This window comes from Hadarchaeum sp. (SeqCode) (assembly GCF_038871235.1).
In the GTDB taxonomy this organism is placed as follows: Archaea; Hadarchaeota; Hadarchaeia; order Hadarchaeales; family Hadarchaeaceae; genus Hadarchaeum.
The window spans coordinates 30,157-56,202 of sequence record NZ_JAVZIN010000001.1 but is presented as its reverse complement, the minus strand read 5'-3'; the positions used below and the strand labels follow the sequence as shown (position 1 = coordinate 56,202).

The 26,046-nt window shown below is 51.4% G+C and carries 28 protein-coding genes; 10 read left to right on the top strand and 18 right to left on the bottom strand.

What is annotated here, in order from left to right; genetic code table 11:
* Positions 1 to 7: 7 nt before the first annotated feature.
* From QXT02_RS00305 to QXT02_RS00270, 8 genes are all read right to left on the bottom strand, one after another.
* On the bottom strand, positions 8 to 397 hold the full coding sequence (locus QXT02_RS00305; RefSeq protein WP_342811316.1) for a DUF126 domain-containing protein: 390 nt from the start codon (positions 395 to 397) through the stop codon (positions 8 to 10).
* Positions 394 to 1,581: an aconitase X catalytic domain-containing protein gene (locus QXT02_RS00300; RefSeq protein ID WP_342811315.1), complete on the bottom strand. Its 1,188-nt coding sequence runs from the start codon at positions 1,579 to 1,581 to the stop codon at positions 394 to 396. The genes QXT02_RS00305 and QXT02_RS00300 overlap by 4 nt, the downstream gene beginning before the upstream one ends.
* 66 nt (positions 1,582 to 1,647) lie before the next feature.
* Complete coding sequence (gene dnaJ, locus QXT02_RS00295) at positions 1,648 to 2,754, bottom strand: molecular chaperone DnaJ (RefSeq protein WP_342811314.1); 1,107 nt, start codon at positions 2,752 to 2,754, stop codon at positions 1,648 to 1,650.
* 17 nt (positions 2,755 to 2,771) lie between these two features.
* Positions 2,772 to 4,640 carry a molecular chaperone DnaK gene (dnaK, locus tag QXT02_RS00290; protein WP_342811313.1) on the bottom strand — a complete coding sequence of 623 codons (1,869 nt, stop codon included), beginning with the start codon at positions 4,638 to 4,640 and terminating at the stop codon, positions 2,772 to 2,774.
* Between the two features lie 4 nt (positions 4,641 to 4,644).
* The gene (locus QXT02_RS00285; protein WP_342811312.1) at positions 4,645 to 5,157 is read right to left on the bottom strand and encodes a nucleotide exchange factor GrpE; all 513 of its coding nucleotides are present in this window, start codon (positions 5,155 to 5,157) and stop codon (positions 4,645 to 4,647) included.
* A gap of 223 nt (positions 5,158 to 5,380) precedes the next feature.
* Complete coding sequence (locus tag QXT02_RS00280) at positions 5,381 to 6,652, bottom strand: UbiD family decarboxylase (protein ID WP_342811311.1); 1,272 nt, start codon at positions 6,650 to 6,652, stop codon at positions 5,381 to 5,383.
* Positions 6,653 to 6,656: 4 nt separating this feature from the next.
* Positions 6,657 to 7,577 carry a mevalonate kinase gene (mvk, locus tag QXT02_RS00275; protein ID WP_342811310.1) on the bottom strand — a complete coding sequence of 307 codons (921 nt, stop codon included), beginning with the start codon at positions 7,575 to 7,577 and terminating at the stop codon, positions 6,657 to 6,659.
* Between the two features lie 13 nt (positions 7,578 to 7,590).
* Entirely contained in the window at positions 7,591 to 8,199 is a 609-nt protein-coding gene (locus QXT02_RS00270) for a PH domain-containing protein (RefSeq protein WP_342811309.1), read from the bottom strand.
* Positions 8,200 to 8,267: 68 nt separating this feature from the next.
* On the opposite strand from QXT02_RS00270, the gene QXT02_RS00265 reads away from it, so the two are divergent.
* From QXT02_RS00265 to QXT02_RS00245, 5 genes are read left to right on the top strand one after another with little or no spacing between them, the layout of a single operon-like run.
* Positions 8,268 to 9,251 (top strand): methylcobamide--CoM methyltransferase, encoded by a 984-nt coding sequence (locus tag QXT02_RS00265; RefSeq protein WP_342811308.1) that lies wholly within the window; start codon positions 8,268 to 8,270, stop codon positions 9,249 to 9,251.
* A complete protein-coding gene (locus QXT02_RS00260) occupies positions 9,251 to 10,258 on the top strand; it encodes a methionine synthase (RefSeq protein WP_342811307.1) in 1,008 nt (335 codons plus the stop codon). Before QXT02_RS00265 ends, QXT02_RS00260 begins: the two co-directional genes overlap by 1 nt.
* The gene (locus tag QXT02_RS00255; RefSeq protein WP_342811306.1) at positions 10,245 to 12,110 is read left to right on the top strand and encodes a transglutaminase family protein; all 1,866 of its coding nucleotides are present in this window, start codon (positions 10,245 to 10,247) and stop codon (positions 12,108 to 12,110) included. The genes QXT02_RS00260 and QXT02_RS00255 overlap by 14 nt, the downstream gene beginning before the upstream one ends.
* Positions 12,111 to 12,121: 11 nt before the next feature.
* A complete protein-coding gene (locus QXT02_RS00250; RefSeq protein ID WP_342811305.1) occupies positions 12,122 to 12,493 on the top strand; it encodes a Mov34/MPN/PAD-1 family protein in 372 nt (123 codons plus the stop codon).
* A gap of 6 nt (positions 12,494 to 12,499) precedes the next feature.
* Positions 12,500 to 13,225, top strand: coding sequence for a 6-hydroxymethylpterin diphosphokinase MptE-like protein (locus QXT02_RS00245; protein ID WP_342811304.1), 726 nt, complete (start codon positions 12,500 to 12,502; stop codon positions 13,223 to 13,225).
* Between the two features lie 95 nt (positions 13,226 to 13,320).
* Here QXT02_RS00245 and QXT02_RS00240 read toward each other — a convergent pair whose 3' ends face one another.
* Complete coding sequence (locus tag QXT02_RS00240; protein WP_342811303.1) at positions 13,321 to 13,956, bottom strand: HAD family hydrolase; 636 nt, start codon at positions 13,954 to 13,956, stop codon at positions 13,321 to 13,323.
* 81 nt (positions 13,957 to 14,037) lie between these two features.
* On the opposite strand from QXT02_RS00240, the gene QXT02_RS00235 reads away from it, so the two are divergent.
* Entirely contained in the window at positions 14,038 to 14,760 is a 723-nt protein-coding gene (locus QXT02_RS00235) for a SprT family zinc-dependent metalloprotease (protein ID WP_342811302.1), read from the top strand.
* An 8-nt stretch (positions 14,761 to 14,768) separates the two neighbouring features.
* Here the strand turns inward: QXT02_RS00235 and QXT02_RS00230 are convergent, their stop codons facing one another.
* The 4 genes from QXT02_RS00230 to QXT02_RS00215 form a co-directional block, all read right to left on the bottom strand.
* A complete protein-coding gene (locus tag QXT02_RS00230) occupies positions 14,769 to 15,338 on the bottom strand; it encodes a DUF998 domain-containing protein (protein WP_342811301.1) in 570 nt (189 codons plus the stop codon).
* On the bottom strand, positions 15,328 to 15,651 hold the full coding sequence (locus QXT02_RS00225; protein ID WP_342811300.1) for a hypothetical protein: 324 nt from the start codon (positions 15,649 to 15,651) through the stop codon (positions 15,328 to 15,330). The genes QXT02_RS00230 and QXT02_RS00225 overlap by 11 nt, the downstream gene beginning before the upstream one ends.
* A 34-nt stretch (positions 15,652 to 15,685) precedes the next feature.
* Positions 15,686 to 16,033 (bottom strand): winged helix-turn-helix domain-containing protein, encoded by a 348-nt coding sequence (locus QXT02_RS00220; protein ID WP_342811299.1) that lies wholly within the window; start codon positions 16,031 to 16,033, stop codon positions 15,686 to 15,688.
* A 257-nt stretch (positions 16,034 to 16,290) separates the two neighbouring features.
* Entirely contained in the window at positions 16,291 to 16,797 is a 507-nt protein-coding gene (locus QXT02_RS00215) for a hypothetical protein (protein WP_342811298.1), read from the bottom strand.
* 153 nt (positions 16,798 to 16,950) lie between these two features.
* Here QXT02_RS00215 and QXT02_RS00210 point away from each other — a divergent pair, with 153 nt between their 5' ends.
* Together QXT02_RS00210 and QXT02_RS00205 are read left to right on the top strand one after the other, a co-directional pair.
* The gene (locus tag QXT02_RS00210; protein WP_342811297.1) at positions 16,951 to 18,300 is read left to right on the top strand and encodes an acetyl ornithine aminotransferase family protein; all 1,350 of its coding nucleotides are present in this window, start codon (positions 16,951 to 16,953) and stop codon (positions 18,298 to 18,300) included.
* A 62-nt stretch (positions 18,301 to 18,362) separates the two neighbouring features.
* Positions 18,363 to 19,292, top strand: a complete 930-nt coding sequence (locus tag QXT02_RS00205; RefSeq protein WP_342811296.1) for an AEC family transporter — start codon at positions 18,363 to 18,365, stop codon at positions 19,290 to 19,292.
* On the opposite strand, the gene glyS is transcribed toward QXT02_RS00205, so the two are convergent.
* From glyS to QXT02_RS00185, 4 genes are read right to left on the bottom strand one after another with little or no spacing between them, the layout of a single operon-like run.
* Positions 19,282 to 20,781 (bottom strand): glycine--tRNA ligase, encoded by a 1,500-nt coding sequence (glyS, locus tag QXT02_RS00200; RefSeq protein WP_404980397.1) that lies wholly within the window; start codon positions 20,779 to 20,781, stop codon positions 19,282 to 19,284. The two genes, QXT02_RS00205 and glyS, sit on opposite strands and share 11 nt — an antisense overlap.
* 48 nt (positions 20,782 to 20,829) lie before the next feature.
* Entirely contained in the window at positions 20,830 to 21,666 is an 837-nt protein-coding gene (locus tag QXT02_RS00195) for a CBS domain-containing protein (protein ID WP_342811294.1), read from the bottom strand.
* Positions 21,667 to 21,725: 59 nt separating this feature from the next.
* Complete coding sequence (locus QXT02_RS00190; protein WP_342811293.1) at positions 21,726 to 22,865, bottom strand: amidohydrolase family protein; 1,140 nt, start codon at positions 22,863 to 22,865, stop codon at positions 21,726 to 21,728.
* A gap of 21 nt (positions 22,866 to 22,886) precedes the next feature.
* The gene (locus QXT02_RS00185) at positions 22,887 to 23,969 is read right to left on the bottom strand and encodes an MtaA/CmuA family methyltransferase (RefSeq protein WP_342811292.1); all 1,083 of its coding nucleotides are present in this window, start codon (positions 23,967 to 23,969) and stop codon (positions 22,887 to 22,889) included.
* Positions 23,970 to 24,042: 73 nt separating this feature from the next.
* Between QXT02_RS00185 and QXT02_RS00180 the strand changes: the two genes are divergently transcribed.
* Together QXT02_RS00180 and QXT02_RS00175 are read left to right on the top strand one after the other, a co-directional pair.
* Positions 24,043 to 24,564: a DUF367 family protein gene (locus tag QXT02_RS00180; RefSeq protein ID WP_342811291.1), complete on the top strand. Its 522-nt coding sequence runs from the start codon at positions 24,043 to 24,045 to the stop codon at positions 24,562 to 24,564.
* 411 nt (positions 24,565 to 24,975) lie between these two features.
* A complete protein-coding gene (locus tag QXT02_RS00175) occupies positions 24,976 to 25,149 on the top strand; it encodes a preprotein translocase subunit Sec61beta (protein WP_342811290.1) in 174 nt (57 codons plus the stop codon).
* Here QXT02_RS00175 and QXT02_RS00170 read toward each other — a convergent pair.
* Entirely contained in the window at positions 25,146 to 26,006 is an 861-nt protein-coding gene (locus tag QXT02_RS00170) for a M48 family metalloprotease (protein ID WP_342811289.1), read from the bottom strand. The two genes, QXT02_RS00175 and QXT02_RS00170, sit on opposite strands and share 4 nt — an antisense overlap.
* Positions 26,007 to 26,046 lie beyond the last annotated feature (40 nt).

The following is a 26,046-nucleotide window of genomic DNA, read 5'->3' as shown; positions in this document are numbered from 1 at the left end:
AATTAAATCAGCCTTGAACTAGCTCCACGGTCGCGTTGTCGGCGTCGACCACCAGCTTGTCTCCGGTCCTGATTTTATTTATATCAATTTTGTCGACACAGGGTATCCCGGCCAAGATGACTCCCGTCGCCACGATGGTTTCCGTTTCCTGATTCACTATTGCCGCCGGGGCCACGCCGTTCTTCTTCAACCCGTAAATGACGTAGGAGCCCACGGTTGAACCCTTTCCCTGAGGGAAAACCAGAATTTTATCCTTGACACACTCACCCTCAAGCTCGTGACCTTTTTCAATGACTATTCCTGTCTTGGGATCGATGCCACCGTAGAAGCTGAGCGGGGATCTCGAAACCAAGGCCTCACCAGCCGCCTTTCCAGGGCTAATCATCCGTCCCTTCATGCCATCATTTCCTCCAGCAATTCATCAAGGCTCTTGAAGACCACCTGTTGCTTGCAGAACCCCGGGAGGTAGTTCGCCGCCTTCCCGGAGTCGACTCCGACGGTCCGGTAACCCATTCGCTCGATCGGTGAAACCACGGTGCAGGTGTCGGCAACAACCCTTCCTCCGGCCGCCTCTATGGCTCCCGTCAGCCCCATTCTGGTTGCCGCCTCTTTGGTTGCACGCGAGGTACAGATCCAAACCGGCTTTCTGAGTCTTTTCCCCTCCAGCTTGCTGGCCAGCGTCGCGATCTCTTTAAGCGAGGCATGGGGGCAACCGAGGATGACGATGTCCGGGCTCGAACCAGTGTTGAGCTTCTCATAAGCCGCACGGAGCTCCTGCTCTCCAACTTCAACCCTCTCCAAGCCCGAGATATCCATCTGTTTGGCCTCGGGAGTAATTCCCTCGACGTGGTAGAGTGCTACGGCCCCTGAGGCCGCCATTGCCGCTCCCAGCGCCTTCAGCTGGTCCACATCTGCCTCCCTAATGCCCCGGAAATAAGGAATTTTATCCTTGACGATCTTACCCACATGATAACCCAGAGCACCGAAATCTGAGGTGTTCCTCAACTCGGCCTTGACCTCAATCAGGTAGCTAGGTTTCCTATTTTCGTCAAGGTGCAAGCCGTAGTTGGGCGTCAGTCCGCAGATGGCCGCCGCCAGCGCTGAAGGTCCACCCTCCCGATTCGTCCGCGCTCCGATCACTGAGTTGGCAAAGGAAACCGCCGAGGACTCCGACCAAGCGATGTGCTCCCCGAAGCGCGGTAAATTTCCCACGAGATATGGGGTGCAGGTCGCGGTCATCATGATGCCCATCTTCCTGAAGGCCTCCATTATTCGCAACTGCTTCTCGGCGAAATCCTCCGGAAAGCCAAGCTCCCTCCAGTCAACGAGGTCCATGCCGGGGGGGTTCAGCGTCGTGGGAATTCTTACCTTGGCGCCCTTGGCTGCTATATCCTCCAAGAACTCGAGGCCCGGGTCTCCAATCGACTTATAGGAAACACCGGCGACTTGAGCCGAGGCGATGGGAATCATGCGGTCGGCACCGTAGATATCCCCCAGCCGCACCAGCAGCCGGAACATCCTCTCGACGACCTCACCCTCCTCGCCCGAGAGCATGCGTTCTTGGTCCTTCGTCAAATACATGAAATCAGCTAAAAATAGAACCCGCTTAATTTAATCTCTTTTCCTGCAGGGGCAGAAGACGGAACGCTAGCCGACGCGCTCCCTCAATCTCTCGAAGAACCCCCTCTTAGTCTTCGCTTTTTTCTCGAAAATTTCCCTGAACAAGGGCTCCTTCTCCTTCGGTACCCTTTCCGGTATCTCTACGACCACCTTTACCAGCTGATCGCCTCTTCTTCCCGTGCGGACGTTGGGCATTCCCAGACCCCTCAGCCTGAACACAGTGTGGCTCTGTGTTCCGGGAGGAATCCTCAGGATAGCTTTTCCGTTTATCGTCGGCACCTCAACTTCCCCACCAAAAATAGCGGTGCCAAGGTCTATCGTGGTCAGGCAGAAGAGGTCATCTTCATGTCTTTCAAAGATCTCGTGTTCTTTTACCCTAACCACCACGTAGAGATCACCCGGAGGACCACCCCGCTCACCCGGTTCACCCTCACCTGGGATCCTCAGATACTGTCCATCGCTGACGCCCCTCGGAATCTTGACCTCGATCTTTTTGACCTTCTTGACCTTACCGCTTCCCCGGCAGGCCTCACAGGGCCGTTCGATCACTTTTCCCGTTCCCCGACATCTGGGGCAGGTGGTTATGTTGACGACCTGAGCAAAAGCACTTCTCTGGATCCTCCTGATTTCACCGGTGCCGCCGCAATTGTTACACTTCTTCAGATATCCTGGTTTTGCCCCCGTCCCATTGCAAGCCGAACATTCGGAAAAATGAGGAACCTCAATGGTCGTGGTCAGCCCGCGGAAGGCTTCTTCCAGTGAAATTTCCACTTCTAGGCTCAGGTCCCGCCCTTCTCTGGCCCGTTCCCTCTCCTCAAAGCCGGAAAAAACGTCAAAGATGTCACCAAAGCCCAGATCCCTGAATAGGTCATCGAAGCTCGGCCACCTGAAGCCAGCCAAGTCCTCAGGTCTGAAGGCGGCGTGGCCAAACTGGTCATACTGGGCCCGCTTCTGCGGGTCGCTTAGGACTTGGAAGGCCTCGTTTATTTCCTTGAACTTTTCCTCGGCCTCCTTGTTCCCAGGATTGACATCAGGATGGTACTTTCTAGCCAGCTGCCGAAAGGCCCTCTTTATCTCCTCGGGGCTGGCATCCCTGCTCACCCCTAGGATCTCGTAGTAGTCCTTCTTGGTCATATTAATCTAAAGGGAAATTATTCTTTCACCTTGAAGTCGGCGTCGATCACTTTGTCCTTTTTCTTTGCGTTTTCCCTGTCCTCCGCCTTTTCTGATCCTGCCTTTTGCTTGGCTTGCTCCTCAGCATACCTTCGCGCCGCTTCTTGGTAGATGGCGGCTCCCGCCTCCTGCAGTACCTTCTGTAATTTCTCCATCTCCTCCCTGATCTTGCCCACGTCCTTGCCCTCCAGCGCCGTCTTGAGCGACTTCACCGCTGACTCAACCTTTTCTTTCTGCTCCTGGCTCAGCTTCTCCCCGAGTTCGGAAAGGGTCTTCTCCGTGGTATAGATAAGAGAGTCGGCATTGTTCCTTAACTCAACCTCCTCCTTCTTTCTCCGGTCCTCCTCCTCGTGCTCTTTGGCCTCCTTGATCATCCGCTCGATCTCTTTGTCCGAAAGCTTCGTCGATGCCGTTATCGTGATCTTCTGTTCCTTTCCGGTGCCGAGGTCCTTCGCCGAGACGTGCAAAATCCCTGAAGCGTCGATGTCAAAGGTGACCTCGATTTGAGGTATCCCTCTGGGGGCGGGAGGAATGCCCACGAGGTTGAACTTACCCAAACTGGTGTTGTCGGCGGCCATCGTCCTTTCTCCCTGCAACACGTGGATAGTTACCGCCGTCTGGAAATCTGAAACAGTGGTGAAGATCTGGCTCTTCCTCACCGGTATCGTGGTGTTCCTTGGGATGATTGGGGTCATCACACCTCCTAGCGTCTCAATCCCTAGGGTGAGCGGCGTGACATCGAGCAGAACAATGTCCTTGATGTCCCCGGCCAAGATTGCCCCCTGAATGGCGGCGCCCATGGCAACGCACTCCATGGGGTCAATCCCCCTCACTACCTTCTTGCCGATCTTCTCCTCCACAAACCTCTGGACGCAGGGCATCCTCGTGGGGCCCCCGACCAGTATCACCTTGTCAATATCATCCTTAGTCAACTTAGCATCGGCAAGCGCCTGCTCAATCGGACCGATGCATCGGTTGATGATGGGTTCAACCAGCTGCTCCAGTTTGGCTCGGGTCAACTTCATGGAGAGGTGCTTTGGCCCGTCCTTGTCCGCGGTTATGTAGGGTAAGTTTATTTCAGTTTCAAGGACGGTGGAGAGCTCAATTTTGGCCTTTTCCGCGGCCTCCCTGATCCGCTGCATCGCCATCTTGTCCTTCCTCAGATCGATGCCCTCCTGCTCCCGGAACCTCTCCACGATCCAATCGATGATGGCGTTGTCCATGTCGGTGCCGCCGAGCTGGGTATCTCCCGAGGTCGACAGAACGGTGAAAGTCCCCTCACCAAACTCCATGATGGTGACATCAAGGGTGCCACCGCCGAAGTCAAAGACTAGGATCTTGTGCTCGCCTTCCTTGTCCAGACCGTAGGCCATCGCCGCCGCGGTGGGCTCGTTGACCAGCCTCACCACCTCCAGACCGGCGATGGTTCCGGCATCTTTGGTCGCCGTTCTCTGGTTATCATTGAAGTAAGCCGGTACGGTGATTACTGCCTTCTTGACCTCCTCTCCGAGAAATGCCTCGGCGTCCCTCTTTATCTTCTGCAGGATGAAAGCCGAGATCTGCTGTGGAGTGTATTCCTTTCCATAAATTTTGTACCTGTAGTCCGTCCCCATTTTTCTCTTCACGCCGATAACGGTCCCTTCAGGGTTGGAAACAGCCTGTCTTCTCGCCGGCTCTCCCACCAGCAGCTGCCCGTCCTTGGTGAACGCCACCACTGAGGGAAACATCTTCCCGGCCACGGTGGCCCCCTCAGCAGAAGGTATGATGGTGGGCTTGCCTCCAATCACGACCGCGGCCTGGCTGTTCGAGGTGCCGAGATCTATCCCGATAATCTTCTCCTTGGCCATGAAATCACCCCTCAGTTGATTTTTCAGCGACTTTCACTTTTGAGTGTCTGATAACTTTAGATTTAAGCATATACCCCCTCTGAAACTCCTCGAGGATGGTCCCCTCCTCCCGATCCGACTTTTCCCGCAAGACCGCCTCATGATAGTAGGGATCAAACTTCTTCCCCAGCGCTTCAATCGGTTTCAGCCCGTGCTGTTCCAGAATCTTGAAAAAGTTTTTATAAAGCATGGAAAGCCCCTCCTTGTCCTTTCCTTCCTTCATCGACTGCAGGGCCCTCTCGAAATCATCCAGCACGACCAGCAAATCCTTGATTAAACACTCGTTTGCCAGCTCAATGATCTGCTCTTTTTCCCGATCCAAGCTCTTCCGGTAGTTCTCAAAATCGGCCTGCAGGTACTTCAGCTGGTTCAACCTCTCCTCAGCTAGCTTGGTCTTCTCCTCCATCTCTTTCTGCAGTTCCGCCAGTTTCTCCTGCAATTTCTGTGTTTCCGGCTCCATCTTCATCTCCGCAGCCATTACACCCACCTCAGAAAAACTGATCTCAAACGGTATCATTTCAAGCCGTTAAATTCCCGCGACTATAACCTTTTTAATTTACCAGATTTTTTAAATTTTATCTTTTGTACTTTTGCAACTCGACTATTTAGACTGTGCACACGTGTGCAGATCAATAACATCCGCTGTTGATACTCGAACTTGGTTCCCCCGGTAGTGCCAACACTTAACATCGTTTTATAATTTACAGATAGCTATCAAAGTCCAGTTTCAACGGGGGCTCTGGCTTGAAGAAACCTTTCTGACCTTCTCCCCAAGGCACCGTTAAATCAAAGCCCATCTTAGTAGTCATCCTCGTCTTCATGTCCGATGAGGGGTCAAGAGAAGATCCCGGTTCCTTTTTCATTATGATGTCCCGATCACCCTGAAATCTCGTGGCCATTGCCCATTCGACCTCATGCGGGTTGTGAACGTCGATGTCATCGTCAACCACCCAGACGTGCTTCAAGGATTTATGCCCCCTGAACGCCGCCTCAATCGCCTTTCTGCCGTCATCCGGGTTCTTCTTCTTTATGCTGACCACGGCGTGGAGCCATGAGCAGCCACCAGGGGTAATATAAACATCCTTACACTCGCAGACACTGTTAACCTCGCGAAAGATCGTCGGCTCCCGTGGCATGCCCATCAGCGTCTTGTGCTCCAGACCTCCCGGAAGCAGCGCCTGATAAACGGCCCCCTCCCTGACAAACACCCTCTTGATTTTGGCCACCGGCTGCCTCCTCACCATGTCGGGGATCTCCGTGAGGTCAACAAACGGGCCTTCTTCCTGCTCCTCCCCCGTCATCTCGGCAATCATCACTATTTCTGCTTCTGGTACCTTGTGTCCCCCCAGTTCAATCAGGTTGGTTTCGCCCAGCGCATTGGCGATGCTCAGCTCGCTCTTTCCCAGTTCCACCGAGACCGCCGCTGCAACCAGCACCGGAACCGAACAGCCGACGCAGATGGCGAACTCCTTATTCCCGCGTTTGAGAAAGGCATCGAAATCGCGCGGCAATATCCTGACCACCACTCTGTCCTTTCCGACCACCATCATCCTGTGGAAAGAAGCATTTAAACCGAGTTCCGGGTCCCGCGCGATTACCACGGCTGAGGAAAGGTAAGGTCCTCCGTCGAACGGATAATGCAGCAATATCGGAAATTGGGTGAGGTCGGCAGAAACTTCACGATAACCCTCAGCTTTAACCAGCTTGGGTTCCTTCGGGTGATCAATCGCCCAAGCCAGCTTTGAGATGATCTCATTGGGTTTTATGCCTAGGCCTAAGGCCACCAGCTCGCGCGTGGAGCAAAGGTTAGCTACCACGGGCATGGAAAATCCCTTGACGTTTTCAAACAGCAGTGGCCGATCATTTCTGAGCCTCATCAGGGTCGAAATCTCATACCTTGTGTCGACGGGGCGCCTGATCCTCGTGAGCAGACCCCTTTCATCAAGCACTTTTAAAAAACTGCGCAGATCCAAGACATCACCCTATCCGCATCATCAGGGCCTCAAAGCCCTCCTTTATTATAGCCCGGGCCACCCTTTCCTGAAGGTCCTTGCCTGGGGTGAGCGCCACCATGTTGCCACCCAGTCCGCCGCCCGTCATCTTCGCCCCGTAGGCGCCATTTTCCCGGGCTAGCTCGACCAAGAAATCCAGCTCTTTGCAGGAAACCTCAATCGCCTGCAGAAGCTGGTGATTTCTGTCCATAAGCATTCCGACCGTTCTAAGGTCATAGTCCACAAGCGCCTTCCTCGCTATATAGGCCAGTTCCTCCGCCTCCTTGAAAATCTTCTCATATTTAACCGAGTTCTTCTGGCGGCGTTCCCTGACTCCAGCCACAGCCGCCTCGGTGTTGGCGACTAGACCAGTGTTGCCCATCACTATCTCAACCGGGCGCTTTATCGAGATCCTTTCTATCGGCTTTCCACGGATGAACCAGAGCAACCCACCATAGGTCGCGGCAGTGTTGTCCACTCCGGAAGGATTCCCATGATAGGCCTTCTCACCCTCGTAGGCAATCTGGTTGATTTGTTCATCCGAGAAAGACAGGTTAAACTCCTGGGAAAGAGCCCTAGCTAGAGCCACACAAGAGGCCGCGCTCGCTCCAATTCCGCTGGCAGCTACCAGGTCACCCGCTAAGGTTATTTTGAGTGAGATCTTGGATAGATCCACCCCGGCAGCCCTCAGAACCCGCTCAATGGAATCGCGTTGCTGCTCCTGCTTTTCCTCTTTGTAACCGGGCGTGGCTGGCCTGCGGTCATCCAGAACCCAACCTGAGCCCTCCCCTCGTTCGACCCTAGCAACTGTTGCCTTCTCGATGGCGGACACTATGGAAGGGACGCCGTAGACGACAAAGTGTTCATTGAAGAGTATCACTTTTCCGTAACCTTTCCCTTCGCCCATCCACTCACCCAGTTCACCTTGCCAGAGCTCTTCTTATGCTTCTCAGTTCCTTCAATATCTCCGTCCCAACGTCAGCGGGTGCTTTGCCCGACACGCCGAATAACGGCCTGCTTCTAACATGTCTCAATATGGTCTCCCTTATCTCCAAAAAGTTGGTCACACCCCAGATTGACGCCTCAGCGCCTCTGGAGCCGGGTCCTGAGGTTCCACCTACCGGACCCGTATATCCGGCGGTGTATATCTGCACCGAGCCGATTCCAAATTTTCTGGACAACGGGCCTTGAATGACGTCTATCGACATCACCCTCGCATAGGGGACCGTGTGCTTCATCTTCCACCAGACCCCCCGCTCGACCAGCACTTCATCGGAAGTCAGCGTGTACGAGATGGAGGCGTAGTACTTTTGAATCCAATAGATAACAAAGGCGATGATGATCACCACTGCCGCCAGTGGCAACATCAGATAGGGCCAGCTCCCGCGCCAGAGCTCTGGGGCATAGGTCGCTGCTGCGTAGAGAACAAACAGACAAACTGCCAGAGGCACCGCGGCCGCAAGCGCCAGATAACTAAAGTAGACCTTTTTCAGGTTCGGATGTGGATAGAATTTCTTCCCTATCTCCATGTTTACCCCCTCTTCTATCTTCATCGAGTATCTATTTAACTCTCAAGAAAATATCGAATATGATTCAAATGAAGATTGTGGCCACCAGTGCCGGGAGCTATCCCCGCATAGGCGATCGTCCCGAACAACAGCGCCACCGCCAAGCCTACGCCCGGCTGGAGCGTTGCGAGATCACGACGGAGGAATTTGAAAAAATCCAAGATGAGATTACTCAAGAAGTTATTGAGGAACAGATTAAGGCCGGGCTGGATCTCGTCACCGATGGTCAGGTACGCTGGTACGACCCAATCTCCCACCTAGCTAGGGCGATCAATGGCTGTAGGATCAACGGGTTACTCCGGTTCTTCGACACCAATTTTTACTTCAGGCAGCCGGTGATTGAGGGCAAGCTGTCGCGGCGTGGGGCGGTGCTGAGGAGAGAGTTCTCCTTTGCCAAGAAGGTATCCAAAAAGCCGGTGAAGCCGGTATTGACCGGTCCCTACACGTTAGCCAAGCTTTCGATTGACAGGAGTGGGCTGGGCCTTCAAAAAATCGTTAGGAACTTCGCCGAAATCATCGCGGCTGAGGTGAAGGATTTGAAAGAGGAGGGTGCCGAAATAATCCAAGTCGACGAACCGGCCATCCTAAAGCATCCGGAAGAGTTCGAACTTTTCAGCGAAGCCGTGGAAATCATCGCAGGAGAGAAGGGGAGTTCCTACTTGGCTCTCTACACCTACTTCGGCGACGTGGCCCCACTTTATGAAAAAATGCTTGAACTTCCCATTGACGTAATCGGCCTAGACTTTACCTACAGTCCTAGGCTCCCTCAGGTGATAGAAGAGCAGGGCTGTGACAAGGATATCGGATTGGGATTCATCGACGGCAGAAACACTAAACTGGAAAGACCTGAAGAACTGCTAGAGAAACTACAACAGATGCTCCCGTCCCTGAAAGGCGACACTGTCTACATAAATCCCTCCTGCGGCCTCGGTGACTATCTGCCGCGGGAAATCGCGTTCCAAAAACTTAAGGTTGTGGCCGCAGTCGCTGAGGGGATGAGGAGGATGATTTGATGCGGGAAAAACTGGAGAGACTCGGAATCAATCTGCCGCTACTGCCCACGACTTCAGTGGGGAGCCTGCCCAAGCCCCCTTACATTCTTGAGGCTAGGCAGAAGTTCTCGGCGAAGAAGATAGGAGCAGCTGAACTCAGGGCGCTGGAGAAAAAGGCAACGGAAGAGTGGATAGCGACTCAAGAGGAGCTGGGCATCGATGTCCTCGTCGACGGGGAGATGTACCGCGGGGACATGGCCGCCTATTTTGCCGAACACTTGGAGGGGTTCAAGACCAGTGGGCTGGTCCGCAGCTACGGTAACCGCTACTACCGAAAGCCCGTCATCGCGGGTGAAATCAGGTGGAAAGGCCCGATCACGGTGGACTGGTGGAAATTCGCCCAAGGCCTGACGAAGAAGCCGCTCAAAGGCATGATAACCGGGCCCTACACCATGATGGACTGGTCCTTCAATGAATACTATCCCTCAAGGCGGGATGCCTGTTTGGCGCTGGCCAAGGCACTGCACCAGGAAGTCAAGGCCCTCTCCAATGCTGGAGCCAAGATAATCCAAATTGATGAACCGGCAATATCGGCCAGGCCCGAGGAACTCTCCGAGTTCGCCATCGAAGCCATTCAGACTGTTACCCGTGGCATCGACGCCTATTTCATCTGCCACATCTGTTACGGCGCTTTTGAATTCATCTACCCGGAGATGCTCAAGCTGCCGGTGGACAACTTCGACCTAGAGATGTCGAATTCGGAACTTGACCTCGTTGAGCTATTCCGGGTGCATCCGTTCACCAAAGACCTCTCCTTCGGGGTTTTGGACGTCCATTCCCACGAGGTGGAAAGTGTGGAAACCATCGAGAGAAGGATCAAAAGAGCCCTAGAAGTTCTCCAACCCGAGCAGCTCTGGATAGACCCAGACTGCGGCCTGAAGACCCGCTCCAAGGAAGAGGCCGTGGCCAAGCTGAAAAACATGGTCGAAGCGGTGAGAAGGGCACGAGCCGACATTGGAGGTAGGTAAAACGAGAAAGGTGACGGCAGGGCTACTTATCCTAATCGTGAGTTTTGCCGTCATTTTGGTATCGGCCGTAAGCATCCAGATTCTGACGAGATCTCCGTTGCCCCAGCCGGAAGAAAAGTCAAAGGTATTCTACTACTATGAGAACACGATTTTCAGAATAGCGGAAGGCGGCGGTGCAGAAGCGGAATGGAACATGGTGATGCCAGCATCGGAATTCACCGATCTAAACGTTTTGTCCTTTACGGGCGGGACAATTGGCGGTACTCTAGTTCATGGAATTGGTATAGAAAATGCCCGACAAATGTACATCGCGGAGCTGAAGGGCTCCTACGCCGTCTTTGGCCAAGAGATCGAGGTCACCCGCTGCGACCTCGTTAACTTAGGAGTGGGCAATGATCTTAGGATAACGGCAGAATGGACGGTAACGCAACTGGCCCACTGGGAAAACGGGCTATGGAAGATCACCATCGAGCCCGTTGATGCAGAGACCTATGCCCGCAACACTTTGAACCAGATCAAGGACCTGCAGGGCAGCCTTTCCCTCTTCTCCAATGACCCCTCTGAGGTCTGCCAGCTCAACATCGTTTCCACAATGACCTACCTCCTGCCCTATGGGGCCAAAATTGTCAGTCCTAGAGACGCGACTTTCAGATATATCATTGACTTCGGCGGCGGTACTAAGGAAACCTTCATCTTTCACATCACTGATGTTGAGGAGGCACAGGCCGTGGTGATGGAAGATCTTCTCACAGTTACTTCCCACCCCCTTTCGATCTCGGCTGAGGAACTTTTAGAAAATACTAGGTTCGTCAGCATTGAGTACACGGATGTTCCACCGCCTGTGAGCTTTGAGGATATCGCGACTGGGATAGCTGCTGAGATGAAGTTTGGAAGGGAAAGAAACTCATATGACGTTTTTCTGGATGGAATCGAGCTTAACCTCTCAACCCATCAACTGCTTTACTATTCGGCGCTGCAAATCATCAAAATTTACGAAAACGGCACTGGGCCGTTGCTCAGTGGCAAAAACCCCATCCCCGTGACGCCACCAGAAGCTGAAAAAGGAGACTGGGACGCCTTCCTGAAAACACTAACCACAGAGGAACTGGTGGCTCTGGCCCGAGATGTCCGCGACCGCATCAACTCGACCGGGAAATCGCCCGAGAGCATTGACAGTCCGATCGGCAGCGTGAGACCCAGAGACGCCTTGCTCACCTTTCTCCGGGCCATTTCCTCCCACCGAGAACAAGGAATCTTGCCCGGCCAATTGAAATTTTTACCCACACCCACGGGATTTCTGTTGAAGGGCGGCGTTGAAGTTCCGGCCTATCTGGCTTATTTCACACTCGGAGAAAAGTACGTCATCACAGGGACAGACAGGGTGAATCAAATTATCTCAGAGCTAAGACAATCCGGGGCAGCCGAACAATTCGCTGAAAATGCCTGCGGATGGGTCTACAAAAACATATCGTATCCCTACCCTCTAGTCTTAGGCTGGTTCACTTCGGAAGAGGTTTTGGAGATGAGAACCGGGAAGTGCTTGGATAAAGCCAATCTTTACTTAGCCCTCATGAGAACTGCCGGCTTGCCAGCTAGACGCGTCACCGGTTTCCTGATCTTTGACCAGGTTGAACCGCCATTCTCGGATATCGCTGGTGTGACCTCCGAGGGAAAATACCTCGTGGGGCACGCCTGGGCCGAGGTTTATATCTTTGGCGAGGGCTGGCTTTTCGCCGATCCCACTGCAGGTTATTTCAGGAGGCAGGAATACGAAAACAACATCTACTCAAGGATCGAGGAGACATGGCAAGAGGTGCTGGCCCAATACGAAACGATTTACGGCGGGCTTTAAAGGTGTCTGAAATGAAGGTCGACAAGATTGACCGGGAAACGCTGAAATTCATCCTGGCGGTTTCGCGCTCCAGCTACCCTAGGGAGTTTGCCGGAGTTCTGAGGGCAAAAGGAGGTGTGATAAAGGAGGTGCTGGTGCTGCCCGGGACGCTTTCCTCGGAGGAATCCGCGGTCCTCCGTCTCCACATGCTGCCAATTGACCCCAGCGCCTGCGGCACCGTTCACAGTCACCCCTCACCAGCAGCCACGCCATCTGAGGACGACCTTCTCTTGTTCGCGAAGTTCGGCCGTGTCCACATAATAGTCGCCTCTCCTTACGACGAAAAATCCTGGAAGGCTTACAACCACCAGGGAGAGAAGATAGAGCTGGAGATCGTGGGGTGAGACCTGATGCAATGGGAGAAATGGAGACCTTGGTATCATGAGATCGTGGAAAAACTCAAGCTGGATGAGCAGGCGGATCTAGAAGCCGCCAAGTTGCTGAATTGCCTTTTGCCGGAGCCAAACCTCAAGAGGCTAGCAGAAATTATCAGGGGTCATGAGTGCCTCGTCTTGGGGGCTGGTCCATCGCTTGAAGAGGATTTGAAAAGGCTTAAACGGGCGGGCTATCTGGACAAAGTCCTGATCCCGGCAGATGGAGCCACATCGGCGGTTATTCGATATCGAAATCCTGAAATCATCGTCACCGACCTTGATGGCGCCATCGGTGACCAACTTAGAGCTTGGAAAAATGGCAGCTGGTTAGTTGTCCACGGTCACGGAGATAACATTGCCCGGCTCCGCAAATACGTCCCCAGGCTGTTAGAGCGCATAATTGGCACCACCCAGACAAAACCAATTGGAAAACTCTTCAACTTCGGTGGATTCACGGACGGTGATCGGGCCGCCTTCATGGCCGCGGAACTGGGAGCGAAAGAGATCTACCTCGCTGGCATGAACCTCGGCACAAAGATAGGGAAGTACTCCGGCAGGAAAAATAGAGCGCGCAAGCTACTCAAGCTGGAAATATGCAGGGAGCTGCTTGGCTGGCTCTCCTCCGAGCTTGGGGCCAAGATCATCAATCTAACTCAAGGTGGCGAACCGATACCCAATGTTCCCAATAAAACAGTGGGTTAGCTAAAGTAGGCTATCTAGTATTTTAAATTTCTCCACGTGGCGTCTATCTTATCTCCAAAACTCAGCAACTGTTTAATAAAGGCTTGTGAACCGCCCTACAGCAGTCTACTTGTGAACTCCAGAAGATCTCGGACGACAAAATCTCCGGAGTGCTTTCCCTCGCGGTCGAGAAAGAAGGCCTTTATTCCTGCCTCCCGCGGCGCCAAGTAATCAAAAACGTAGTTATCGCCGATGTGAACCACCTCGTCGGCAGGGGCGTCCATCTCCGCCAAGACCTTCAGGTAGAACTCCCCGGTCTTTTTCACCAAACCAAAGTCTGTGGTTGCAGAAAAAACCCGGTCGAAATATTTCTCAAAACCCGATTCCTTAACCTCGACCTCGGCCAGCTCCCTGATGCCATTCGTGATGACGATGAGCCTGAACTTCTGGTGAAGTCGCTCCAGCGCCTCCCGAGCATCTGGGTACGGCCTGACCTTAGGACGACACTCCTCGATTAATTCTCTCCAGCTGCCTTCAAAGCCGAACTCCTTCCACCAGTAACCGATGTTGTACCAAGCCAGATTGTCCATGCCTACCTCATCATATCTTCTCCTGATTTCACGAAGCGCCTCTGGGACGCTCAGGCCCCAGCGCTCCGAGTACAACCTAGCCATGCAATCAAACCAGAAGGCGTCGGCGAACGTCCAGTCCACCAAGGTCCCGTCTAAGTCAAAGGAGATTATCCTTACCATCGCATCCGCCCCAGTCATTATAGGCGTTCGTTCGTTTTATTTTATCCGGGAATAATTCAAATAAAGCTCGCTGGTGAAGGCATGGTAAAAAACGAGAAATTCATTCGGGTCAATGGAGATCTTCTACCCTACTCAGTCGAACACCGGAGAATTAGAAACCCGCGGCTGGAATTCAGGGCTGGAGAGCTGCTGATCGTCCTTCCGCTAGGCTGGGGCGATGAAACCCCCCTGCTCAGGGAAAAAATTGGTTGGATCTCAAAAAAACACTTACAAATAAAGTCCGCCCTTGAGAGGTTGAGCAAACAGACGGTGGGGCCCAACACTCTGCCCATCTTCGGAGAATTCTTCGAAATCCAACGGGGCAAATCATTGGTCTTTGATCCGATAAAGAGGATAATTGAACTAGACCTAGACGACGCTATTCAGAAAAAAAGACTGGCGGCCATGCTCAAGAAAATGCTCGCCGAGGAACTACATAAAGCGGTGGCTTACTACAGCGCCCGATTTGGGGTTAACTTCAGGAGGGTCTGCATTAAAAGACACCGGAGCAAGTGGGGCAGCTGCTCCTTCCGGGGTAATTTGAACTTTAACCTCCGACTCGTTCTTCTGCCCAAGGAACTGGTCTGGTACTTGGCCTGCCATGAAGTAGCTCACCTGCGGGAAAGGGGTCACGGTAAAGGGTTCTGGTCGCTAGTTAGCAGTGAGTTCAGTAATTACCGGGAGATGGAGAAAAAACTCTTTGAACACTGGTTTTTCACGCAGAAATGCTTGAGATCTGTTTTTCCTTCACAGACGATTTTTTAAATCGACGGTTATGGCCGGCCTAAGTAAAACCTCGCACCTTGGACGAGGCTCCAAGCAGTAAAACATAGGGCCGATAACAGCTCAGGAATCGCCACGGCGGTCCAGTGGTAAACCCAGGGCAGGGCACCAACTACTCCAAGTACGACCGTCAGCACCCCCCAATTCTTATGACCCGAGCGCAATATGCCGATACCCAAAATCCAGAAGGAGATAGGTACCAGCACAAAAAAGGCCACTGAAAAGTAAAAGTGGATTCGCCCTGCCGCCTCGGAAAATATCCCGATTCCGATAAGGGAGATGGTGCCCAGTAAAAAAACCAAACCACCCACGCGCCGGATTCTATCTTGATAGATCGAGAGCATTATCGCGGCAAAAACCGTCGCCAGAAATCCTCCCAGCACCAATCCAGAGTTGAAGACTAGAGCGGCTTCTCCAACGCCCAAATCGCTGAGGGCATTCGCCGTCCAGCTAAACCAAGGCGAAAGCGATATCGCTGAGAAGATGAACAAAAGAGCCACTACCGGTGCCGCAATTCCGCAGACTCCGGCTAGCCTCAATCGTCTGCGCTCAGGTGTCATACTGGTCTTGATCCTCAAAACCGGTGTCTTCCTCAGACCCTGGCTGCTCCTCTTCGGTTTGTTCTTCGTAAGCCTGCTCAGTTTGCTCCTCAACGGGCTGTTCTTCCTCGGTTTTCTCCTCCGCTTTCTGCGGGACGAGCTCCATGTAAAGCTTCTTGAGTTCCTCTTCCTTCTCTTTCAAGGCCTTTTTCGAAGGCTTGGGCAGGCTCAGGCTTACCCCAGCCTGTGACAGCTCACGCTTGTACCTGGCCAGCTTCGCGGAACGGGCCAGTTGTCTGGCCTTCACGGCCATCTTGCCTGTCTTGCGGGTCAAATTTCCACCGCCTTTTACTAACACTCCCCCTATTTTAACCTTGATGCGCCTCAGGGACCAGCCAATACTCGGCCTCCTTTCTTATGTCGCGGAGAAACTGGTTGAACCCATCATAGCTCAGATAGTAAACTGTCTTGCCCCCTGACTTTCTCGTGGCGACCATCCCAGTCTCCCGCAATGGTTTCATCAGCACATAAAAATGCTTGCGCCCCCCGGCCGTTTTTAGATCCAACCCCAACACTGCCGCTAGCTCATCGATGTTCTTCGCGCCCTCCCTTAGCGATCTCATCACCTTCAACGCTTCCGGCTTCAGGGATGAACTCTTGGGATGATTTCCATAGGCCAGCGCCAACAGTTTTTCTGCCCCTCCCCTTTCTTCCAAACTATCACTCATCCTAAGTAATTTTCACTTTATTAATGAGTAATTTCAATATTTAAGCCTTATGGTGGGTAATTTTAACACTCTTTAAGGGTATTTTTCTTTCATGAGCACCGATTTTTCCTATTTTTGAATTACCTTATACAGGGTAAATAACCGACTTCATGGGGATCCAGCAAGCAAAAATTTTATTTTCAGAAACCCACTCTTTTCGGATTGTTACTCTACAAGAGTCATTTTTACACCCTAGAAGATCTGTTTTATCCAGGAATATACCCGAAAACTTCCGCCAATATGCCGTCAATTTTTTTCAATAGCTTCTTAGCCAAGATAGAAATATTTTCGGGACTTTCCTTGAAAGATGTGTTTATTTCATCCTTTAACTTATTTAATTGCCTATTTATCGACTCTTTATTCATTTGTTCCCTCAATTTTCCTTTTATTTCCTTGTCATATATTTTAAAAAGCTCTTTTTCCAATTCTGCCAACTTCAAAAGATCCAAGAGGTTGATGATGGTCTTGGCCACTTCCTCGCCCAGTTCTGTCAATTTAACTAGCTTTATTCTCCCCGATTCCTTAAAAGAAACTAATTTTAGCTTTTCCAGCTCAGAAATGATGTTAAACGTGTGTGCATATGTAGAATCTACTTTTTTAGATATTATTGAAGTATAAAGAGGTTTATTTTCCTTCTTTAGGTAAACAATTATTTCTTTTGGCTTTTCTTGTAAAAATAGACCATAAACATCCTCTTTTTTTACAGGAGACATGTCAGCCCTCCATAGAATACAATAGAACATATCTATTTAAGTATATCTATACTTTATAATATATTTTTTTCTATATTGATTGAGGAGACAAACGCTTTTATACAACAGAAAAAATTTATCAGGGAACATGCGGGAGTGAAGGAGGAACAATAATTGAAAAATTTGAAAAGACCAAAAATTATTGTGAACCCGCCTGGGCCAAAGGCTAAAGCGTTTATTGAGCGAGATCATGCTGTGAGTTCGCCTTCTCTGACAAGGACCGCCCCGTTGGTGGGGGTGGAAGAAGAGGGGGTATGGGTAAAGGATATTGATGGAAATATTTTTCTAGATTTCAGCTCCGGAATTGCTGTGACCAACGTTGGACATAAACATCCCAAAGTCGTCGAAGCCATTAAGCGCCAAGCAGAGAAGCTGATTTTTGTAAACAGTTGCGACTTTTATACGCTCCCACAGGTCGAGCTGATGGAGCGATTGTGCGAATTGTCCCCGGGCAAGTTCAAAAAGCGAGTTTTTCTTGGCAACTCCGGCACGGAGGCGGTTGAGTGTGCGCTGAAAATAGCTCAGTGGCAAACCCGCAACTATTATGTGATTGCCTTCATTGGCGGATTTCACGGGAGGACAATGGGATCACTAGCTCTGACTACAACAAGTGTCTCCGCTCGCCGGCACTTCAAAGGGATGATGCAGGGGGTTTACCATGTGCCTTACGCATATTGCTACCGCTGCCCGTTCAAGCAGGAATATCCGGGATGCGGACTTGCCTGTATAGAATTCATAGAGGAAACTATTCTGAAGAAGGTAGTTCCGCCAGACGATGTCGCCTGCATGCTCATCGAGCCGATACAGGGGGCCGGAGGATACATCGTCCCGCCTGACGACTACTTGCCTACGCTTGCTAAGCTCTGCAAGAGAAACAACATAATTTTCGTTGTGGATGAGGTTCAGACAGGTTTCTGTAGAACCGGGAAGTGGTGGGCATCAGATCATGTGGGAGTAGAACCGGATGTTATGGTTGTGTCTAAAGCGATGGCGGCGGGGCTCCCATGTGGTGCCGCAATCGCTCGCGCCGAACTCATGGACTGGGATCCTAACGCGCATGAAAATACGTTAGGTGGGAACCCAGTCATTTGTGAGGCCGCTTTGGCAGTATTGGACATACTGAAGGAGGAAAAGCTCGATCAGAACGCGGCGAAGGTTGGTGGATATCTGCTTAAGAGATTCAAGGAACTAGCTGAATCCCACGAAATCATTGGTGACGTTCGCGGGAGGGGTATGATGATTGGGATAGAGTTCGTAGAAGACAGACACACAAAGAAACCCGCAAAGGACTTCAGAAATGCGCTGATAGAGGAAGCCTTTAAGAACGGACTAGTGTTGCTGGGCGCAGGTGCCTCATCGCTCAGGCTTGCGCCTCCACTTATACTCACAGAGGAACAGGCGGATGTTGGCTTTGAAATATTTGAGGAGTCACTGAAGAAGGTTGAAAAGGATCAACAACGATAACCTATAGGGTTGAAACAACGCTCGAGACGTTCTTCAGCACCGCCCTCTATGTCTTTTCAATCGTGGTGGCCGGAATTCTCGCCAGAGCAATTACCCATCAAATCAAGCCCTTAAAATTCCTGAAACCTGTTGCTGACAAAGCGTTTGGTATTCTCAACACCCTAGTTATATGGGTAATATTGCCAACGGTAGTTTTTGTCTCGATATCTCGCTATAGCCTCATTGAATTGGCCATAATGGGCAACGCCTTCGTGATGGCATTTTTTACCATGGGCGTCTGTTTTGTGGCCTCAGTAGCTGTGTCGAGGATTTGCGGAGATGATAGAAAAACGATGGTTGCTATCTCATTAAATTCGGCATTTCAAAACGTCACTTTCTTGGGCCTTCCAGTCATCTATGCGTTTTTTGACGTCAGGGGGTTAAACGGGCTTGGGCCGGCGGCTCTTTATGCGATCGGCATCTCCGTCCCCCATCTTGTTTTGGGAGTAATGCTGGCGGCAACAGCGGTGAGAAAGAAAATCACTGTTGGGTCCGTGATCGAAAACATCATCACTTTTCCTGCTGCTTTTGCATTAATCGTCGCCTTGCTCTTCGTCGCTTTCAGCGCGCCGCTTCCGACTGTCGCCAGAGAATTTTTTGACGCCTATTTAACCAAACCTTTCTTCGGACTCATGCTCCTGCTCGTGGGGTACCAGATGCCTATCGCTAGCCCAAGAAAATACGTGAAGGACATAACGATGGTCTCGTTGATGAGGTTCATCATTGGTCCGCTGGTGACCTATGGGCTAATCTTAGCATTGGGCCTGAGCCTGCAGACCGACATCACGCCACGACCATCGCTGGTTCAATCGATAATGCCGCCAGGATTTTTCAACATGATGCTGGCTTGGAACTACAAGCTGGACCTGAAGATGTACAGCGCAATTATTTTCTACACCACTCTGCTCTCACTTTTCATCGTGCTACCGATAACTTATATGCTTATTTTTTAACCGGAGTACCGGCCTTTTCAAAATTGATTTGATCGCGAAGAAGCGATGATAAAACATCAGGCAGTTTTTCGATGCTGACCCTGATCTGCTTGGTTGAGTCCCTATCCCTAACAGTGACTGTACCATCCTCCATTGTTTGATGATCGACCGTCACGCAGTAAGGTGTGCCGATTTCATCTGCTCGCGCATAGCGCCTGCCAATCGATCCTGAATCATCGTACTCCGCCAGTAACCCTCTGGACCTCAATAGGCACTGCACCTCCAAGGCCTTCTCCGGCAGTCTATCTCGCTTGAGCAGTGGAAACACGCCGACCTCAACTGGGGCCAACCACTTTTTCAGCCGAAGATATTTCCGATCACCTTCTTCAACATAGGCATGCTCGAGGACGCAATAGAGCGGCCGGTCGATCCCATAGGAGGGCTCGACCACATGACAGATTATCTTCCTACTGCCCTCACCAACCGTCATCGTTAAATCCTCGCCGCTGAACTTTGCGTGGCGCGAGAGGTCATAATCTGTGCGGTTGGCAATTCCGGCGACCTCCACCCAGCCAAAACGCTCCGTGTAGACCTCGGCGTCCCAGGTTTCGCTGGAATAATGTGCCCTCTGCCACGGTTTCTGTTCCCGGAATCTTATGTGCTCATAAGGTATGCCTAGCTCCTCGAGGAATTTTTTGGTCAAAACCGCATAGTAGGCGATGAGTTCGTTGTGAATGTAGTTTTTTTCTACCGCCTCCCTCGCGGTGACCTCCACTACTCTTTCCTCCCCCTTTATCTGATCCTCAGCCCGCCACAGCCGAATTTTTTCATCGGCAAAGCAGGAAAAATTTGGGTGATGCGGATTGTCGGGGTCGAAGAACACCTCTGCCTCGGCCATGGTGAATTCACGTAGTCTGATTATGCCCTGACGAGGTGATATCTCATTGCGGTAACCTTTGCCAATCTGGATCACCCCAAAGGGCAGTCTCCCACGGGCATGGCGTTGGAGCCGCTTAAAATCAATGAATATACCCTGGGCAGTTTCTGGTCGCAGATAGCCTACTCTCTGGCTGCCTGGACCAATGGTCGTGCGAAACATAGAATTGAAGAGAAAAACTTTCCCCAGTTCACCGCCGCAATCTGGGCATTTAATCCTATTTTTGGTAAAGAACTCGTCCATCTCTGTCTCCTTCATGCCCTCGATATCTTTGCCTGTGGCCTCGCGGGCAACGTCGACTGCCTTGAAAGAATTTCCACACTTTTTGCACTCCACCATCGCATCGACGAAATGGTCAACATGGCCACTGGCCTTCAACACCTCTTCCGGCATGACGCTGGGTGAATCTATCTCGAAGAAGTTCTCCCCAATGAGATAGAACTCACGCCATTTTTGAATTATCTTATTTTTCAACACCGACCCCAGCGGGCCAAAATCGTAAAAGCCACCGACCCCACCGTAGATCTCGAAAGATGGCCAGATGAAGCCCCGTCTGCGGACCAGCTCCATCATTTCCTCTGACTTGTCTTTCACTTCAAGCACCAAAAATTTGAAAATCCATCACTCCGTCAGCGCGCGGAGTAGATCAATATCTCGTACTATACCTACCAGTTTGCCCTCAGATGAAACGACCGGCGTCTGCTCGACTTTGTTCTGTTTCATCAGTTGAGCCACTCTGCTAATCGGGGTCTTCCTAGTGATGGTGACTAGCTCCTTGGTCATGACATCCTTTACCAGTTTGTCCGGGACCTTTAACATGCTCTTGGTGATATACACACGGTCTTCGCTGTCCCAAGTCCAGCTGTCTCCCTCGCTTCTTCCCGCCATCTGGCTGACCTTTGATCCAACCTCAACATCGCTGACTTTAATGATATCATAATCATCTATTATTCCCACCATGGCACCATTCTCGTTTATCACCGGCAAGCCTCTGAAGCCCGCCAAGTCCATTATCTCAATGGCTGCCCTGATTGGTGTGCCTTCCCAGACAACGAAGACGTGCTTCCGCATGAGATCCGAAGCCGGGCGCTCTATGCCTAACTCGGCTATCGCGCGGTAAACGATATCCCTGACCGTGATGACGCCGACGAGTTTTCCATCCTTTAAAACAGGCATCCTCCTAACCCCTGACTTTAGGAACTTCATGGCAGCCTCCTCAATGTTCTCATCAGGAGTAACCGTTGGTACCTCTCGGTCGACCAGCATTGCCAGCTGGTCCTCGTCCGGGTGCTCAAAGAGCTTGCGCAACGTGACCATCCCCACGAGCTCATCGGTCCCGCGCTTCACCGCTGGGACGGCGCTGACGCCTAGCTTTCTGAGCAGGTCCAAGGCATCAGAACGTGACCCCGGAACTTCTACCCACTTGACCTCTTTAGTCATTACGTCCTTTACTTTCATGTTATCGCTTCCAGATTCAACATCATTCGCTGATATTTTATAGTATTTGTTTAGGGTTATCAACTTATAATTATTTTGCCGTTAAAATAGATAGCCCTTATGTTGTCGGCACGAGCCCGGTTGACTAAACCTGCGTAAACATCGGAAAGATGGAGGAGATTGCTCTTCCTAGCTAAAATCAAAAAGGTGGCTTTCTGGCCCTCCTCAACCGGACCCCAGGGTAAGTTGAACAGGCTGAGGGGTTTAACCGTGGCTGCAGCAAGCAACGACTTGGCCTCCTCAGAGCCCGCTGCGGTGTTGTCTCGGCGGAGGCATCTCCATGCGAAGGAAATCTCCTCAAACATGTCGGGCTGGCAGACCATTGCATTGTCGGTGCCGAGGAAGAATTCAGTACCTGTCTTCAAAGCCAGATTAATCGGTGGCACACCAACTCCCAACAGGCTATTGGAACGGGCACAAAAAACCACAGGGGTCTTATTTGCCTTTAGCCTCAAAAGTTCCTCCTCGCTGCAGTGGGTGGCATGAACGACAAAAGTAAACCTGAGTTTGATGGCCTGTTCCACCTCGCTTCGGTGATGCTTTTTTTTGAACGCCAGCACCTCATGAGCATTCTCGGCAACATGAACTGCGAAAAATTTCTTGGCCTCACGCGCAGCTACAGATGCTTCCTCCAAAACCTCCTCAGAAAATGCGTCCAAACTAGGAATACCCAAACCATCTGATATTGAAAGCACCTTCAGCATCTCCTCAACTTTGGAGAATCGACCCAGAATAATTGAAGTTAACGGGGGCAAAATAATTCCTCTCAGAAAATTCACGCCATCGACACCCTCCTCTCTGAAATCACAGTGAGCAAGGGTTCCGGTGGCCAGCATATCCTGCAGCGTGGCCTTCGTGGCTTGTGCCTTCTGGACTGGTGCGCTTCGCTCCAGCACCCGGAACTTTAAACCCTGCGGACCAACTACTTGGGTCTGATTTTTGCCAAGATAAAGCTCCTTGGCTACCGAATCCACCACATGAGTATGGGCGTTGATGAAAGGAGGTATGATAAAACCACCGTTTAGATTCACCGCTCGCCTCTGGGGAGAGCCCTCGGAAATTTCCTTGATCACATCGTCCTCAATCACCATGTAGCCCCGTGTTATTTCTAACTCTCTTCCCGTCAAAATCACGGCGTTCGACAGTATTTCCCGGGCCAATTTACCAGCTCCAATGGCGACTTATCCGGCATTCTCTTTATCCATTATGGCGCGAGATTTTCCTCCCAACCAAGGTGGAGGGCTTCCCAGCTCCTTAGTGGTCTCCACAAGGGCCCTGATGTGCTCGGTCGGTGTTTCCAACCAGAAATCGCACCCTGGAGACACCATATCAACACCTTCGCCAATGGCCTTCCCCACGGCCTCCCTTATCTTTTCAACCGGGCCCAAATGAATCACCCAGTAAGCGGATATATTGCCGATCAGCGGTGCCCCTGTCCTAACCCTGTCGATCGCTTTTCTGGCCTCACGAAGGGAAGTTCGCTCGTCCACCGCGATGGCGCTGGGACCGGACTCTGCCATCTTATCCACTATTCTCACTGCCGACCCACAGATGTTCAAAACGGTGGGCACGGACAAGCGGCCGATGATCTTTTTCAGATAGGGCTTGACAAACTCATCAAAATGGTCCGGAGAGATGTTATCGTTGGAGGCCCCCATCTCGTGAAGGGTGATAACATCGGCACCAGCTTCCTGATAGAGTTCTGCTATCTCAATATAAACGTCCAAGACGGCGGTGCAGAGGTCATGAACTTTTTCCGGCTCCTTTATCAAGCATTTCAAAAAGGAAATGGTGTCTACCAAGTAGCTGCTCAGGCTGGTAAAGGGCGGCACCAGAAAAGCGTTGACTGGAACCCTGCCACCAAACTCTTCTTTGAGCAGCTTGATCGCCTCGGTTATCACCGGGACGGTCCCAGCCTTGGCAACGTCCTCAGGGAATTTTAGATCAGAGATTTCTTTCACCCGAAATTCCTTGATGGAGGGCCATCTTACCCTGTCCTCGCGATAATCGATCACGGCGCCCAAGACCTCCGCCTCGACAACCGTGGAGAATGGTACTGTGATATTGTCCAAGCCGCAAAGCCTGTGAGCGGCTGAGGATAGCTTGGCCATCTTCACCGGATCCTTGTGAGCGGCGGGCCAAAAAGAGCCTGTGGCCTTCATGAAATCTACCGTGGCCACGCTGGCAAAGTTGACGCAGGGGATTCTGTCGACCTCCTCCTTCATGCCGAGCAGGATTTTCATAACCCTCTCGTAGGAATTCATCGAACGACCTCGCAGCCATGAAATCTAGCGGATTAAACATTTAAAAACTAAATGAGGAAACCTGTTATCATCAATGATGTCCATGCAAATCACGGTATATCATGCCCGAGAATGCGACCCGAAAAGATGTACGGCACTGCGCTTGTGTAGAGCAGGCAAAGTTGAAATAGTCTTCAGGGTTGAAGAGCTACCCAGGGGCGGCGTCTTACTAACTCCTTTTGCCGAAAAGGCACTTTCAAAAGAGGATGCTGAACTAGCAAGAAAATATGGGTTGATTGCCTTCGACTGTTCCTGGAAAAAAATTGACCAGGTCTCCAGAGTGAAAAATTGGTTCCGGCCAAGAAGCCTGCCTTATCTTCTCGCCGCAAACCCAACGCATTACGGGAAACCTACCACCCTGAGCACCGCCGAGGCGCTGGCCGCGGCACTCTTCATTTTCGGTGAAAAGGAGAAGGCTAATGAGATTCTCGCCGGTTTCAAATGGGGCCCTGTCTTTCTAGAGCTAAATCGGGAGCCGCTGGAGGCCTACAGCAGGGCTAAAAATAGCGCCGAAATTGTTGAGGCTCAAAAGCAATTCATACCACATGACGACTGACTAAAACGTCTATGCTTTCTTCAAGGGAAACGTTATTTGAAAAATAGCCTTGTTGGCTTGAGAAAATTCTGTTTTAACTTGACACAGCTATATCATTTTTCTCCGTGCTAATAATTAATTTTGGTAAAAATTAGGATTCTTCGCGCTTTTTCAACTCATACCAGTAAGGATCTCGTCCTCTGGTGAGCTTTCTTCTCAGCTCACGAAAAATATTTTTAAACATGGTTTGGATTCTATCAAAGAACAATACCACCACAAAGAAGCACACCACACTAATCCATAAAACGGCTTTCGTGCTCGTGTACTTCACCCCCGCAACATCATTTTTTCCATTTCTCCAACTTATTTTTTTCTGATTTTCTATTCAAAAAGATTTAAGAGGGCTAGACTGGATAGGAAAACGGGTTTGACATGCCGAGGAACGAGGAAAGACTGCCGCCGACGGGAGCCGGACTGATAAGGTATTTTCAGGAGGAGGGTAGCGGAATAAAAATCTCGCCAAAAAGTGTTCTAGCCTTCACTGCCGCAGTAATTATTTTTGTTATTCTCCTTCACGTCGCTGGAGCAGGTGTGCTCGGTTTCTAAGCCTGTATTAATCTGGCGAGGTTCTCCAACCTAGCTATCCTCTGCTGGGTTGGAGGGTGCGTTGAAAATAGGCTGGCGATGTTTATGCCTTGGAATGGATTAACGACGAACATATGTGCCGTAGAAGGATTGCCCTGCTTGAGGGGCCTGTTTCTCGCTGCAGTCTCCAGCTTCCTCAGGGCACTGGCCAGAGCCAGAGGTTTGCGGGATATCTTCGCTCCATCCTCGTCAGCCGCATATTCGCGCCCGCGGGAGATGGAAAGTCTGACGAGCGCGGCCGCAAAGGGCACAACCAAAAGCAGCAGCAGGGCCAACAGCCCCGCCCCGCTGTCTCGATCTCTACGGCCGCTGAACATGGTAAAGTAGGTAACATAAGTTATCACGGCTCCGATTATGGCGGCCATCGTGTTCACCAGCATGTCATGATTTTTGATGTGGGAAAGCTCGTGTCCCAGCACACCTTCCAGCTCATCGTCATCCAAGAGGTCCAGGGCGCCCTTAGTCACCGCAACGACCGCGTGCGATGGCGATCTGCCCGTCGCAAAGGCATTGGGGACATCTATCGGGACTACGGCGACCTTGGGCTTGGGTAATCCAGCTTCAGCCGCCAGCTTGGAGACCATGTTGTGAAGTTTGGGCTGCTCGGCCTCGCTAACCAGCTTGGCCCGGTAAATGCTGAGCACCCACCTGTCGGCATACCAATACATCGAAAGGTTCATTATGATTGAGAGCATGACGAAGAAACCTAAGCTCTGAGCCATCGGGATCCCGGTCAGATAGCTCGCCGCAACACCAACGAGCAGCAACATTGCGGTAAGCACGCCCATCAGCAGCGCCGTTCTGGTTACCCCGCTCATATTCTCCCCTCGATCCCGTCGGTTAACTGATGATGAACTA

Bases quoted from the DNA above. Each gene is read 5' to 3' on its own strand.
- QXT02_RS00175 (WP_342811290.1), top strand. From the start codon at position 24,976: ATGCCGAGGAACGAGGAAAGACTGCCGCCGACGGGAGCCGGACTGATA.
- QXT02_RS00245 (WP_342811304.1), top strand. From the start codon at position 12,500: ATGCAATGGGAGAAATGGAGACCTTGGTATCATGAGATCGTGGAAAAA.
- QXT02_RS00240 (WP_342811303.1), bottom strand. From the start codon at position 13,956: ATGGTAAGGATAATCTCCTTTGACTTAGACGGGACCTTGGTGGACTGG.
- QXT02_RS00305 (WP_342811316.1), bottom strand. From the start codon at position 397: ATGAAGGGACGGATGATTAGCCCTGGAAAGGCGGCTGGTGAGGCCTTG.
- QXT02_RS00300 (WP_342811315.1), bottom strand. From the start codon at position 1,581: ATGTATTTGACGAAGGACCAAGAACGCATGCTCTCGGGCGAGGAGGGT.
- dnaK (WP_342811313.1), bottom strand. From the start codon at position 4,640: ATGGCCAAGGAGAAGATTATCGGGATAGATCTCGGCACCTCGAACAGC.
- mvk (WP_342811310.1), bottom strand. From the start codon at position 7,577: ATGGGCGAAGGGAAAGGTTACGGAAAAGTGATACTCTTCAATGAACAC.
- QXT02_RS00185 (WP_342811292.1), bottom strand. From the start codon at position 23,969: ATGAATTCCTACGAGAGGGTTATGAAAATCCTGCTCGGCATGAAGGAG.
- QXT02_RS00230 (WP_342811301.1), bottom strand. From the start codon at position 15,338: ATGACACCTGAGCGCAGACGATTGAGGCTAGCCGGAGTCTGCGGAATT.
- QXT02_RS00180 (WP_342811291.1), top strand. From the start codon at position 24,043: ATGATGTCCATGCAAATCACGGTATATCATGCCCGAGAATGCGACCCG.
- QXT02_RS00235 (WP_342811302.1), top strand. From the start codon at position 14,038: ATGGTAAAAAACGAGAAATTCATTCGGGTCAATGGAGATCTTCTACCC.
- dnaJ (WP_342811314.1), bottom strand. From the start codon at position 2,754: ATGACCAAGAAGGACTACTACGAGATCCTAGGGGTGAGCAGGGATGCC.
- QXT02_RS00270 (WP_342811309.1), bottom strand. From the start codon at position 8,199: ATGGAGATAGGGAAGAAATTCTATCCACATCCGAACCTGAAAAAGGTC.
- QXT02_RS00285 (WP_342811312.1), bottom strand. From the start codon at position 5,157: ATGGCTGCGGAGATGAAGATGGAGCCGGAAACACAGAAATTGCAGGAG.
- QXT02_RS00170 (WP_342811289.1), bottom strand. From the start codon at position 26,006: ATGAGCGGGGTAACCAGAACGGCGCTGCTGATGGGCGTGCTTACCGCA.
- QXT02_RS00250 (WP_342811305.1), top strand. From the start codon at position 12,122: ATGAAGGTCGACAAGATTGACCGGGAAACGCTGAAATTCATCCTGGCG.
- QXT02_RS00260 (WP_342811307.1), top strand. From the start codon at position 9,251: ATGCGGGAAAAACTGGAGAGACTCGGAATCAATCTGCCGCTACTGCCC.
- QXT02_RS00215 (WP_342811298.1), bottom strand. From the start codon at position 16,797: ATGTCTCCTGTAAAAAAAGAGGATGTTTATGGTCTATTTTTACAAGAA.
- QXT02_RS00265 (WP_342811308.1), top strand. From the start codon at position 8,268: ATGAAGATTGTGGCCACCAGTGCCGGGAGCTATCCCCGCATAGGCGAT.
- QXT02_RS00195 (WP_342811294.1), bottom strand. From the start codon at position 21,666: ATGAAAGTAAAGGACGTAATGACTAAAGAGGTCAAGTGGGTAGAAGTT.
- glyS (WP_404980397.1), bottom strand. From the start codon at position 20,781: ATGATGGAGCTGGTCCGCAGACGGGGCTTCATCTGGCCATCTTTCGAG.